A 12,790-nucleotide genomic window follows, 5' to 3' on the forward strand; every position below is an offset into this window, starting at 1 on the left:
GGTTCGGCCCTAGCTTTTGCATTTTCAAGGATGCCTTTCATGCCGGACGCAACGTCCCTCAGCCCAGCTTTCATGGTGGTTCACGGGAATCGCCTTGATGAATTGCGCAGCCTGGTGATCAGCTTGATGCGGCGCTATCCGCTGGCCCCTCTTGAAAATGAAATCGCGTTGGTACAGAGCAACGGTATTGCCCAATGGCTCAAGCTGGCACTGGCTGAAGATCCGGAAGACGATGATTCCGGTGGCTGCGGTATTGCGGCGGCCATTGATGTGCAGTTGCCAGGCAGCTTCATGTGGCAACTTTATCGAACGGTCCTGGGGCGTGACGAGATTCCGGCCAAGTCCCTGCTGGATAAAGCCCCGCTGACCTGGCGACTGATGCGCCTGCTGCCGCAGTTGATCGAGCAGCCTCATTTCGAGCCTCTACGACGATTCCTCACCCACGACACTGACTTACGCAAGCGCTATCAATTGTCCGAGCGCCTTGCCGATCTATTCGACCAATACCAGGTATACCGGGCCGACTGGCTTGAGGACTGGGCGGAAGGTCGACACCAGACCAGAAATGTCCGCGGCGAAATCAAGGCGCTTGCGCCGGCAAATTGCTGGCAGGCCGAGCTTTGGCGAGCCTTGTTGCTGGACGTCGGAGAGAAAGGCATGGCCCAAAGCCGTGCAGGCGTTCACCAGCGCTACCTCGAGCGGATCAATAGCCTGGAAAGCGCTCCGAAAGGCTTGCCCGCGCGAGTGATTGTGTTCGGCATTTCTTCGCTACCGGCCCAAGCCCTTGAAGCGCTTGCCGGCCTGTCGCGGTTTAGCCAGGTGCTGCTGTGCGTCCATAACCCATGCCGTCACCACTGGGCGGACATCGTGGCCGACAAGGATCTATTGCGCCATCAATACAAGCGTCAGGCACGCAAGGCTGGCACGCCCGTCGTCCTCGACCCGCAAACCTTGCATCAGCACGCTCATCCGTTATTGGCCGCCTGGGGCAAGCAGGGGCGCGACTATATCAACCTGCTCGACAGCTACGATGACCCCAACAGCTATCGCTCGGTATTTCGCGATGGACGAATCGACCTGTTCAGTGACGCAAGTCCCACGACCCTCCTCAGTCAGTTGCAAGATGACATCCTCGAGCTGCGCCCTCTGAACGAAACCCGGGAACACTGGCCTGCCGTCGATACGGCGCGAGATGGGTCAATCCGTTTCCATATTGCCCACAGCGCTCAGCGCGAAGTCGAAATTCTCCATGACCAGTTGCTGGCCCATTTCAGTGCCGATCCGAGCTTACGCCCTCGGGATATCATCGTCATGGTCCCGGATATCGACAGTTACGCGCCGCACATTCGTGCGGTGTTCGGCCAGCTTGATAGAACGGACCCCCGCTTCATTCCATTCACGCTGACCGACCAGGGCCAGCGCGGACGTGATCCGTTGCTGATCGCCGTCGAGCACCTGCTCAAGCTGCCTGACAGTCGTTTCCCAGTCAGCGAAATCCTCGATCTGCTGGATGTCCCTGCTTTGCGTGAGCGTTTCGGCATCAATGAGGCAGACTTGCCTACGTTGCATCGTTGGATCGAGGGCGCTGGCATTCGCTGGGGTATGAGCGCCGAACATCGCGCCGGGCTGGGATTGCCCGCAGAGCTTGAGCAGAACAGCTGGCATTTCGGCCTGCGTCGGATGTTGCTGGGGTATGCCGTCGGCCGTTCGGATGCCTATGAGGGCATCGAACCCTATGATGAAATCGGCGGTCTGGATGCGGCATTGATCGGTCCCCTGGTTGCCTTGCTGGATGCGCTGGAAGTCGCCCATCAAGAACTGACCCAGCCAGCATCACCGCAGGAATGGGGCTCGCGTCTGCACGATCTGACGCAGCTGTTTTTCCTGGCAAGCAACGAGCATGACGACTATCTGCTGGCCCAACTCGAAGACCTGCGTGAAACCTGGTTGGAAACCTGTGAGTCGGTTGGTCTACAGGATGAACTGCCGCTGACGGTAGTGCGCGAAGCCTGGCTGGCTGGATTGGATCAGGGGCGGTTGTCCCAGCGATTCCTGGCCGGAGCGGTCAACTTCTGTACCTTGATGCCGATGCGCGCGATTCCCTTCAAGCTGGTGTGCTTACTGGGTATGAATGACGGTGATTACCCGCGAGCCCAGCCGCCCCTGGATTTCGACCTCATGGGCAGCGATTATCGCCCGGGTGATCGCTCACGGCGTGAGGATGACCGTTATCTGCTCTTGGAGGCGCTGCTGTCGGCCCGGGAAAAACTCTATATCAGTTGGGTCGGGCGCAGCATCCGCGACAACAGTGACCGACCCGCTTCGGTGCTGATCGGGCAACTGCGCGATCATCTCGCCAGTGGATGGCGATCGGCAGATGACAGCAAGGCGCTTCTCGATGCACTCACCCAGGAGCATCCCCTGCAGCCGTTCAGCGCTCGCTATTTTCATCAGGGCGATGAGCTGTTCAGTTACGCCAGCGAGTGGCGGATGCTTCACGATACCCAGGACCAGGCCTCCCAATCCCAGGTGCTGGAACCCTACGTCCAGGAAGAACCCTTGGGCCTCGGTCAGTTGCAGGACTTCCTGCGCAATCCCGTCCGCCATTTCTTCAGCCAGCGACTCAAAGTATTTTTCGAAGCCATCGAAGCCCCCCTGGCTGATGACGAGCCGTTCGTTCTCGATGCGCTTGAGCGTTACAGCCTGAGCGACAGCCTGCTCGAGGCTGCCCTGGTTCGCCTGGACCAGCCGGACCTTGCCCTGGCCGCCCACGCCAAGAGGCTCCAGAACAGCGGTCTGTTACCCATGGCCGGTTTCGGCGAGTGCATGCAGCGTGAATTGATCGAGCCCTTGCCTGATCTGCTCCAGCGTTACCAACAGCTTCTGGCGTTATGGCCCACACCGTTGGTCAGCGCTGTGCCAGTCAGCCTGCAGTTGCAGGGTGTGAGTGTCGAAGGTTGGCTCAGTGGCCTGCATCAGCGCTCTGATGGTGCAGTCCTCGCTATCACGGCCATACCCAACAGCATCGGCTCCACCAAGACCCGTAAATGGCATCGGCTGATACGGCCCTGGGTCAACCATCTGGTGGCCTGCGCCAACGGTCTTTCAATGACGACGGCACTGGTGGCCAGTGATGACAGTTTGCTGCTGGTACCTTTTGAGGAGGCTGTAGCGCAAAGGCTCCTCGGCGATCTGTTGCAAGCCTGGCAGACCGGTATGCGCCAGCCGCTACCGGTCGCGGTGAAGACAGCCTTCGCCTGGCTTGGCCAGAGTGATCCGGTCAAAGCCGATGCGGCTGCTCGAAAAGCCTACGAAGGCGATGGGCAAACGACTGAAGGCGAACGCCGGGAAAGTCCGGCCTTGGCTCGGCAGTTTGCTGATTTCGATGCCTTGACCGCTGACGAAACATTTCCCGATTGGTGCGATGCGCTTTACCGCCCGCTGCTCGAAGCTCCATGGCGTTCATCGGCTGAAGGGGAGGCGCGTTCATGAGTCGGCAGACACCACTGGCCCTGGCTTTCCCGTTGCGCGGCAGCCAATTGATCGAGGCCAGCGCCGGGACCGGCAAGACCTTTACCATTTCCGCGCTGTACCTGCGCCTGGTGCTGGGGCATGGCGATCCGGCGACCGGGTTTGGCCGCGAGCTGCTTCCTCCGCAAATCCTGGTGGTGACGTTTACGGACGCGGCCACCAAAGAGTTGCGTGAACGGATTCGCACGCGCCTGGCCGAAGCCGCGCGTTTCTTTCGTGACGAGATTCTCGCCCCGGATTCGCTGATCGCAGCGTTACGTGATGAATTCGATGCTGAGCAATGGCCTGGCTGCGCGAACCGGCTCGACATCGCCGCGCAATGGATGGACGAAGCGGCCGTCTCGACCATCCATAGCTGGTGTCAGCGCATGCTGCGTGAGCATGCTTTCGACAGCGGCAGCCTCTTTACCCAAACCCTGGAAACCGACCACAGCGAATTGCTCGGCGAGGTGCTGCGCGACTACTGGCGGCTGTTCTGCTATTCGATGCAAGGCGAAGCGCTGAATTGGGTCCGTGCTCATTGGGGAGGGCCGGCTGCGCTGTTGCCGCGAGTGAGAGGGTTGTTCTCCTGCGAGCGTGATGACGGTGAGGGGCTTGAGCCGGCCGAACTCATCGCAGCCTCCCTCCAGGAGCGCAGTGCCGCCTTGCTCGACCTTAAGGCACCGTGGCGGCAATGGGCCGTGGAGCTGCTGGAGATCTGCCAGCAAGGCGTCGCCAGCAAGTGTGTCGACGGGCGCAAGATGCAGGCGCGCTACTTCGAGCCGTGGTTTCAGAAAATCACGGCTTGGGTGGAGGACGAAAGCCTCGAGTTGTTGGACATCGGCACCGGGTTCACTCGGCTGACTCCCGAAGGCATGGCCGAAGCCTGGAAAGGCGAAGTGCCCAACCATCCCGGGTTGGACGCCATGGCCGGTCTCAAGGCCAGCCTGGATGCGCTGCCCACTCCAGACGCCGCCGTACTGCAACATGCCGCGCAATGGGTCGGGGCACGCTTCGAGGCCGAGAAGCGGCGCCGCGCAGAGATGGGTTTCGACGACATGCTGCTGCGTCTCGACACGGCTTTGCAGGCCGACGGGGGAGAGCGTCTGGCGAGCCTGATCCGCGAGCAGTTTCCGGTGGCGCTGATCGATGAGTTCCAGGACACCGACCCGGTTCAATACCGAATCTTCGAAAGCATCTATCGCATTGAAGAGAACAACCCTGACACCGGGCTGTTCCTGATTGGTGATCCGAAGCAGGCGATTTACGCTTTTCGCGGTGCTGACATCTATACCTACCTGCGAGCTCGCGAAGCCTCCACGGGCCGGCTGCATACGCTGGGGACCAATTTCCGTTCCAGCCACGCCATGGTTGGCGCCGTGAACCATATTTTCCAATACGCCGAATCTCGTCCGAAAGGGCGAGGGGCCTTTCTGTTCCGTGAACCATCGGGTGAGAACCCGGTGCCGTTCTTGCCTGTTGAGTCCCAGGGTCGTAAGGAGTCCTTGCGGATCGCAGGGCAAGCCGTTGCTGCATTGAATATCTGGCACTTGCCATCGGATCAACCCCTCTCCGGGGCGGTGTATCGCAAACACATGGCGGCTGCCTGCGCCAGTGAGATCACCGCGTTGCTCAACGGTGGCCAGTCGGGACGCGACGGTTTTGCAATCGATGAGCAAACGCTTCGCGGACTACGCCCGGCGGACATCGCCATCCTGGTGCGCGACGGTAAAGAAGCGCAGGCCGTGAGAGATGAGTTGTCCGCACGGGGCGTGCGCAGTGTCTATCTGTCCGACAAGGATTCGGTCTTTGCCTCGCAAGAGGCCCGCGACTTGCTGACCTGGCTCCGGGCCTGCGCCGAGCCGGACGTCGAGCGACCGCTGCGAGCGGCGCTGGCCAGCATTACCTTGAATCTGCCGCTGACCGAACTGGAACGTCTCAATCAGGATGAGCTGGCCTGGGAAGCGCGCGTCATGCAGTTCCGGGGTTATCGCACGGTTTGGCGCACCCAGGGGGTGCTGCCCATGTTGCGGCGCCTGTTGCATGATTTTGAATTGCCCCAGGCCTTGATGGCGCGCAGCGATGGCGAACGGGTATTGACCAACTTGCTGCATCTTTGCGAATTATTGCAGCAGGCCGCCGGTGAGCTGGATGGCGAGCAAGCCTTGATTCGACATCTGTCCGAGCACCTGGCCTTGTCCGGGCAGGCGGGAGAGGAACAGATCCTGCGGCTGGAAAGCGATGAGCAACTGGTCAAAGTGGTCACGATCCACAAGTCCAAGGGGCTTGAGTATCCGTTGGTGTTCCTGCCTTTCATCTGTTCGACGAAACCAGTGGACGGCAGCCGACTGCCGTTGCATTACCACGACGAGGCCAACAAGGCGCAGATCAGTCTCAGGCCCACCGCCGAGTTGATTGCCAAGGCCGATGACGAGCGTCTGGCCGAGGATCTACGACTTCTCTATGTGGCACTGACCCGTGCACAGCATGCCTGCTGGCTGGGTGTCGCCGATCTCAAGCGGGGCAACAACAACGGGTCGATCCTGCATTTATCTGCGTTGGGGTATCTGTTGGGCGGCGGTGCGCCGTTGACCGAATCGGTAGAGCTGCGGCGCTGGTTGGAAGATCTGCAGCAAGGCAGCGTCGCAGTGAGTTGCCAGGAGATGCCCCAGGCCACCGACGAGCGCTACCAGCCTCCGCGCAACGAAGCGGTATTGCTCGAGCCCCTGATGCCCGTACGAAAAGCCAGCGAAAACTGGTGGATTGCGTCCTACAGCGCGCTGCGCATTGGGGAAAGCCTGAGTGAAGGCAGCGATGCCGCGCCAGAGAATCCCCAGGCCCAGAAGCTGTTCGACGATGAGCGACTTGACCCGGACGCTCCCCGGGAAGTCATTGCCGTTGGCGGTGACATTCATCGTTTTCCCCGCGGTCCCAATCCCGGGACGTTCCTCCATGGCCTCCTGGAGTGGGCCGCCGGTGAAGGCTTTGCGGCTACGCCGTCGGCCATCGAGGATGCCATTGCCCGACGTTGCAACCGTAGAGGCTGGAAGGGCTGGATCGCCACGCTCAGCGACTGGCTGCAGCACCTGGTCAAAGTACCTTTGCACATCGGTAACGGCCAGGCGCCGGTGGTGCTCGAGCACTTGACCCAGTTTCAGGTCGAAATGGAATTCTGGTTCGCCAGCCACAAAGTCGATGTGCTCAAGCTCGATCAGCTCGTATGCCGGTTCACCCATGGCGGTGTCGCGCGTGTTGCGGCCGAACCGGTGTTGCTCAACGGCATGTTCAAGGGGTTCATCGATTTGACGTTCGAGCACGGCGGCCGCTACTACGTGGCCGATTACAAGTCCAACTGGCTGGGTGTCGATGACATGGCCTATACCGCGCAGGCCATGGAACAGTCGATCCTGGAAAATCGCTACGACCTGCAATATGTGTTGTACCTGTTGGCGTTGCATCGTCAGCTCAAGGCGCGCCTGCCCGATTATGACTACGACCGGCATGTCGGCGGCGCCTTGTATCTGTTCCTTCGTGGTACCCGTGCAGCCAGTCAGGGTGTGTTTTTCACCAAGCCTCCACGGGCGTTGATCGAGCAACTGGATCGTCTGTTCCAAGGGGCACCCGAGCCCAAGGCTGAACCGGCATGGGTGCAGGGAGAGTTGCTATGAGTCGTTCTTTTGCCGACCTGCTCCCCCTCTCGTCCGATGATGAGGGCCTGGGTGACTTGGCGCCGTTGAGCCGTGCAGATGACCTGCTGTTGTTGCTGACGCGTTGGGTCGAGCGTGGATGGTTGCGCGCCTTGGACAAGGCATTTGTCGCCTTCCTCCATGAGCTGGCACCTGACGATGATCCATTGGTGCTGCTCGCCGCAGCGCTGACCAGTCATCAGTTGGGCCACGGGCATGTTTGCCTGGATTTGTTCGAAACTCTCAAGGAACCGGACTTTGCCCTGTCGCTGCCCCCTGAGGGGGATTTGCAAACCGGCGTATTGCCGTCGCAAATACTGCGGAGCCTGGACGGCGCTCACTGGTGCAAGGCCCTGGCTTCCAGCCGTCTGGTGGCCTTGGCGGTCGATGACAGCGAGCAGGCGCGGCAGCGTCCGTTGGTGCTGTCCGGCAAGCGTCTTTACCTGCGTCGTTATTGGGCTTATGAGCGGCGGATCGATGAGGCGTTGCGCCAACGGCTTGCCAGGCACGAAGCCGGGGCCGGGGACTTGCGCGACCGTTTGGACGGTCTGTTCGGACCGGCCAGCGGCGCCGGCCCCATCGATTGGCAGAAACTCGCCTGTGCCCTGGCGACCCGGGCGGGCTTCAGCATCGTCACCGGTGGCCCGGGCACCGGCAAGACCACCACCGTTGTACGTCTGCTGGCCTTGCTTCAGGCACCCGCCGTCGAGGCCGGCAAGCCGCTGCGAATTCGCCTGGCCGCGCCCACGGGCAAGGCGGCGGCGCGCCTGACCGAGTCCATCAGCCAGCAGGTCCGGACCCTGGATGTGGTCGCCGCTGTGCGCGAACGGATTCCCTGCGAGGTGACCACGGTCCATCGTTTGTTGGGCAGTCGGCCCGGTACGCGCCATTTTCGCCACCATGCGGGCAATCGGCTGCCCCTGGATGTGCTGGTGGTCGATGAAGCATCGATGATCGATCTGGAGATGATGGCCAATCTGCTGGATGCGCTGCCGGCGCATGCCCGACTGGTGTTGCTGGGGGATAAGGACCAGTTGGCGTCTGTGGAAGCGGGCGCGGTGCTGGGGGATCTGTGTCGAGACGCCGAGGAGGGCTGGTACAACCCCCAGACTCGAGCCTGGCTTGAGTCGGTCAGCGGCGAAAACCTGGCAGCCAGTGATCTGCAACAAGATCTCGACGGCACGCATCCCTTGGCCCAGCAAGTGGTCATGCTCAGGCATTCCCGACGCTTCGGCGAGGGCAGTGGTATCGGCCAGCTGGCCCGCTGGGTCAACCAGCAGCAGCCGGAAAAGGCCCGCCGCTTACTGGCGGACGGCCAACATGCCGACCTGTTTTGCCTGGCATTGAAGGGCGAGCATGACGGGGCACTGGAGCGTTTGGTGCTTGAGGGGCAGCCACAAGGGCCTCTGGGGTATGGGCATTACTTGAACCTGCTTCGGCAACGACGCCCGGCGATATCGCGTCCACTGGAGGACAGCTGCTGGGCCGATTGGGCTCGGGAGGTCCTGTCGGCATTCGACGAATTCCAATTGCTCTGCGCCGTTCGCAAAGGCCCCTGGGGCGTCGAGGGGCTGAACCAGCGAATCACCGCCGCGCTGCTCAAGGCCCGCCTGATCGATAGCGATCATCTGTGGTACGAAGGGCGCCCGGTCTTGATGACCCGCAACGACTACGGGTTGGGGTTGATGAACGGCGATATCGGGATTGCCCTCAAGTTGCCCGAACGGGAAGGGCCGAATGCCGGCAAACAGGTGTTGCGGGTCGCCTTCCCTCGCAACGACGGCCAGGGTGGTGTGCGTTTCGTCCTGCCCAGCCGCCTGACGGATGTGGAAACCGTGTATGCCATGACCGTACACAAGTCCCAGGGCTCGGAATTCACCCATACGGCGTTGATCCTTCCGGATGCGTTGAATCCCGTGTTGACCAAGGAGCTGGTGTATACCGCCATTACCCGGGGCAAGCAGTGGTTCAGCCTGATAGAGCCGCGAGCGGGAGTGTTCGAGGAAGCCGTCCAGCGCAAGGTCAAGCGCTTGAGTGGGTTGATGCTGGAGCTGGAACAGGCCGATTGAATCAGCGGTGTTGGGTGATTCATTGCCCTGGTCTCAATTTTTGCCTGTTTCGCTCGCCAGTCTGTGTAACTTGGTGTATCGCTGGCTTTTTGGCACTGTGCTATCGTTCCGCACTTAACGCTTGGATCAAGAGATTTCCATGGAAGTGCCTGTACGGGAGGCAGTGCGCAGCAAGGGCTGGAGGCATTTTCTGCTTGCCGGCCTTCTGTGTTTACTGTCGCCCCTCGTCGTTGCCCAGGATCAGGCATCCACAACCCAGGCCGAGCAGCGCGCTGAAGCGGTGACTCAAGTGGTACTGGGCATTCTTAGCTACGCGCGCTGGCCTGTGGAGCCGGCACAACTGCAACTGTGCATCGTCGGGCCGACCCAATACACCGACGACCTGGTCAAAGGCACAACCCAGGCCACTGGACGACCGGTGAGCGTGCAGCGGCTATTGGCCGATCACCCTGACATCGCCACTGACTGTAACGCCGTCTACATCGGCAGGCTGACCAGCGACGAGCGCTCCCGGCTGTTCGCCTCCCTGATCGGCCAACCCGTGTTGAGCATCAGCGAAGGCGGCGACCAGTGCACCGTGGGTAGCCTGTTCTGTCTGCGAGTGGGCGATGAACAGGTTTCGTTCGAGGTCAATCTCGACTCAGTGGCGCGCAGCGGAGTGCGTATCCATCCGAGCGTCCTGCAACTTTCCCGTCGCAGGTCGCCAGCACCATGAGCCTGTCCAAACCACGGATCCGTCCCACCCTGGGCTCGGTCATCGGTCGCGGCCACCTGATCGTCGCGTTGGTGGCAATCACCATGGCCAGTGTTTCCCTGACCCTGCTCGGCGTGCTTGCGTTGCGGGTCTACGCCGATCACAACCTGCACCTGATCGCCCGTTCGATCAACTACACCGTGGAAGCGGCCGTGGTGTTCGATGACGCGGCGGCAGCCACCGAGGCGCTGGCCCTGATTGCCTCCACCGAGGAAGTCGCCGATGCCCAGGTATTCAATGAGCACGGCCGTCTGTTGGCGCGCTGGCAGCGTCCGGAAACCGGTTTATTGTCGGAACTGGAAATGCACATCGCCAAGGCGTTTTTGGAAAAACCCATCAGCCTGCCGATCGTGCATCAAGGGGAGAACATCGGCAGCATTGTGCTGGCGGGACATGGCGGTAGCCTGTTTCGCTTTTTGCTCAGCGGTCTGGCGGGGATCATTTTGTGCACGGCGGTGAGCGCCTGGGTGGCGTTGTATCTGGCGCGGCGCCAATTGCGGGCGATCACCGGGCCGCTGCGCAGCCTGGCGGAAGTGGCCCACGCGGCACGCAGCGAGCGGGCCCTGGACCGACGCGTGCCGCCGGCTGCCATCGCCGAACTGGATAACCTGGGCAATGACTTCAACGCACTGCTCGACGAGTTGGAGTCCTGGCAGACCCACCTGCAAAGCGAGAACGAAACCCTGGCCCACCAAGCCAGTCACGACAGCCTGACCGGGTTGCCGAACCGGGCGTTCTTCGAAGGCCGATTGATCCGTGCCTTGCGCAATGCCAGCAAGCTCGACGAACAAGTGGCGGTGCTGTACCTGGACAGCGATCGGTTCAAAGGCATCAATGATAATTTCGGCCACGCGGCCGGTGATGCGGTGCTGACGGCGGTGGCGACGCGGGTCCGGGCACAGTTGCGCGAGGATGACCTGGTGGCGCGTCTGGGGGGAGACGAGTTTGCTGTGCTGCTCTCGCCTTTGCACAAGATCGAGGACGCCGAACGGATCGCCGAAAAAATCATCGCCAGCATGGAAATGCCGATTCAATTGCCCGGCAATGCCTCGGTGCTGACCTCCCTCAGTATCGGTATTGCCGTTTTCCCTGATCATGGCGCCACGCCTGGCGCCTTGCTCAATGCCGCCGATGCGGCGATGTACCAAGCCAAACGCCTCTCCCGAGGCGGCCAGCAAACGTCGGAGGCGGAGCACCCCGTCGCTTGACTTCAAACAAGGAGCTGATTCGTGCGTTCACATTCTCAACCCGGTTTGCAACGCTTCATCGCATTGGTGTTCATGGCGGTCCTGGTCTTGAGCGGCTGCCAGACCGCGCCGCCGAAAGGGCTGACTCCGGCACAAATTGCGGTGCTCAAACAGCAAGGGTTTAAATTGACCGACGAAGGCTGGGCTTTCGGTCTGTCGGGCAAAGTACTGTTTGGCAGCGACGTGGAAAGCCTCAACACAGCCAGCACCGAGATCGTCGAGCGAATCGGCAAGGCGCTGTTGCTGGCCGGCATCGAGCGAGTGCGGATCGATGGACATACCGACGCGTCGGGCTCCCAAGCCTATAACGAACAACTGTCGATACGTCGGGCCAACAGTGTGAGCAAGGTCTTGATCGGTGTAGGCATGCGCCAGGAAAACGTTCAATCGCGCGGCCTCGGCAGCAGCAGGCCGGTCGCCTCCAACGACACGGTCGACGGGCGTACCGAGAACCGTCGCGTCGCCATCGTGGTCATCGCCGACTAATCGGCGAACACCATCTCCCGGCTCTCGCCCATCAGCAACGGCTGGTTCTGTTCAGTCACCTGGCGGATGTAATCCCACAACAACGTAATGCGCTTGAGTTTCCTCAGGTCCTCCCGGCAGTACATCCAGAACTGCCGGGTGACGGTGATCACCTCCGGCAACACCGGTAGCAGGCGGGGATCCTGGGCGGCGAGGAAGCACGGCAGGATGGCCAGTGACCGCCCTTGCTGCGCCGCTACGAATTGAGCGATCACGCTGGTGCTGCGCAGATGCGCATTGGCGCCGGGCAGTACGTTAGCCAGGTAGAGCAGCTCGGAGCTGAACGCCAGGTCATCCACATAGCTGATGAACGAATGCTTGCTCAGGTCTGCCGGTCGCTGGATGGGTGGGTGGCTGTCCAGGTAGTGCTGGGTGGCATAGAGCTGCAGCCGGTAGTCGCACAATTTGCAGCACACATACGGGCCATGTTCGGGGCGTTCGAGGGCGATGACGATGTCGGCTTCGCGCTTGGAGAGGCTGATGAAGTGCGGCAGCGGTAGGATGTCCACCGAAATGGCCGGGTAGGCATCGACGAAGTGACTCAATTGCGGGGTGATGAAGAAACTGCCGAAACCTTCGGTACAGCCCATGCGCACGTGGCCGGACAGTGCGACGCCCGATCCTGACACCTGTTCGCAGGCCATGTGCAGGGTACTTTCGATCGACTCGGCGTAACCCAGCAGGCGCTGGCCTTCGGCGGTGAGGATAAAACCGTTGGTCCGGGATTTTTCGAACAGCAGCGTGCCCAACGAAGCTTCCAGCGAGCTGATGCGTCGCGACACCGTGGTGTAGTCGACGGCCAGGCGTTTGGCTGCGGTGCTGGCCTTGCGGGTGCGGGCCACTTCGAGGAAGAACTTGAGGTCGTCCCAATTCAGCGACCCCAGGGAGGTGATGTTTTTTTGCATGATGGACCGGTTTTTATGTGCGTTCTTATTAGAAGTTTGCACATCTATACTCCAAAAACCGTCTCATCACCAAGGTGTCTATGCGCCTTGGTCT

At 61.1% G+C, this 12,790-nt stretch carries 7 protein-coding genes; 6 read left to right on the plus strand and 1 reads right to left on the minus strand.

From position 1 onward, the window contains the following. Positions 1 to 39: 39 nt before the first annotated feature. The 6 genes from recC (at position 40) to LOY70_RS03555 (ending at position 11,752) form a co-directional block, all read left to right on the plus strand. A complete protein-coding gene (recC, locus tag LOY70_RS03530) occupies positions 40 to 3,492 on the plus strand; it encodes an exodeoxyribonuclease V subunit gamma (RefSeq protein ID WP_265033350.1) in 3,453 nt (1,150 codons plus the stop codon). Further along, a complete protein-coding gene (gene recB, locus LOY70_RS03535) occupies positions 3,489 to 7,178 on the plus strand; it encodes an exodeoxyribonuclease V subunit beta (protein ID WP_265033352.1) in 3,690 nt (1,229 codons plus the stop codon). The genes recC and recB overlap by 4 nt, the downstream gene beginning before the upstream one ends. After that, positions 7,175 to 9,265, plus strand: a complete 2,091-nt coding sequence (recD, locus tag LOY70_RS03540) for an exodeoxyribonuclease V subunit alpha (protein WP_265033354.1) — start codon at positions 7,175 to 7,177, stop codon at positions 9,263 to 9,265. Before recB ends, recD begins: the two co-directional genes overlap by 4 nt. A 139-nt stretch (positions 9,266 to 9,404) precedes the next feature. After that, positions 9,405 to 9,980, plus strand: a complete 576-nt coding sequence (locus LOY70_RS03545) for a YfiR family protein (RefSeq protein WP_265033356.1) — start codon at positions 9,405 to 9,407, stop codon at positions 9,978 to 9,980. Next, positions 9,977 to 11,227, plus strand: coding sequence for a diguanylate cyclase domain-containing protein (locus tag LOY70_RS03550; RefSeq protein ID WP_123342904.1), 1,251 nt, complete (start codon positions 9,977 to 9,979; stop codon positions 11,225 to 11,227). The genes LOY70_RS03545 and LOY70_RS03550 overlap by 4 nt, the downstream gene beginning before the upstream one ends. A 72-nt stretch (positions 11,228 to 11,299) precedes the next feature. Continuing rightward, a complete protein-coding gene (locus tag LOY70_RS03555; protein WP_265037962.1) occupies positions 11,300 to 11,752 on the plus strand; it encodes an OmpA family protein in 453 nt (150 codons plus the stop codon). Here the strand turns inward: LOY70_RS03555 and LOY70_RS03560 are convergent. After that, positions 11,749 to 12,696 carry a LysR family transcriptional regulator gene (locus tag LOY70_RS03560; protein ID WP_265033359.1) on the minus strand — a complete coding sequence of 316 codons (948 nt, stop codon included), beginning with the start codon at positions 12,694 to 12,696 and terminating at the stop codon, positions 11,749 to 11,751. The genes LOY70_RS03555 and LOY70_RS03560 overlap by 4 nt on opposite strands. Positions 12,697 to 12,790: the final 94 nt, after the last annotated feature.

Source organism: Pseudomonas sp. B21-054 (genome assembly GCF_026016345.1).
Lineage (GTDB): Bacteria > Pseudomonadota > Gammaproteobacteria > Pseudomonadales > Pseudomonadaceae > Aquipseudomonas.

Coding starts and splice junctions, on each gene's coding strand:
- recB (WP_265033352.1), top strand. CDS start 3,489: ATGAGTCGGCAGACACCACTGGCCCTGGCTTTCCCGTTGCGCGGCAGC.
- LOY70_RS03560 (WP_265033359.1), bottom strand. CDS start 12,696: ATGCAAAAAAACATCACCTCCCTGGGGTCGCTGAATTGGGACGACCTC.
- recC (WP_265033350.1), top strand. CDS start 40: ATGCCGGACGCAACGTCCCTCAGCCCAGCTTTCATGGTGGTTCACGGG.
- LOY70_RS03555 (WP_265037962.1), top strand. CDS start 11,300: ATGGCGGTCCTGGTCTTGAGCGGCTGCCAGACCGCGCCGCCGAAAGGG.
- recD (WP_265033354.1), top strand. CDS start 7,175: ATGAGTCGTTCTTTTGCCGACCTGCTCCCCCTCTCGTCCGATGATGAG.
- LOY70_RS03545 (WP_265033356.1), top strand. CDS start 9,405: ATGGAAGTGCCTGTACGGGAGGCAGTGCGCAGCAAGGGCTGGAGGCAT.
- LOY70_RS03550 (WP_123342904.1), top strand. CDS start 9,977: ATGAGCCTGTCCAAACCACGGATCCGTCCCACCCTGGGCTCGGTCATC.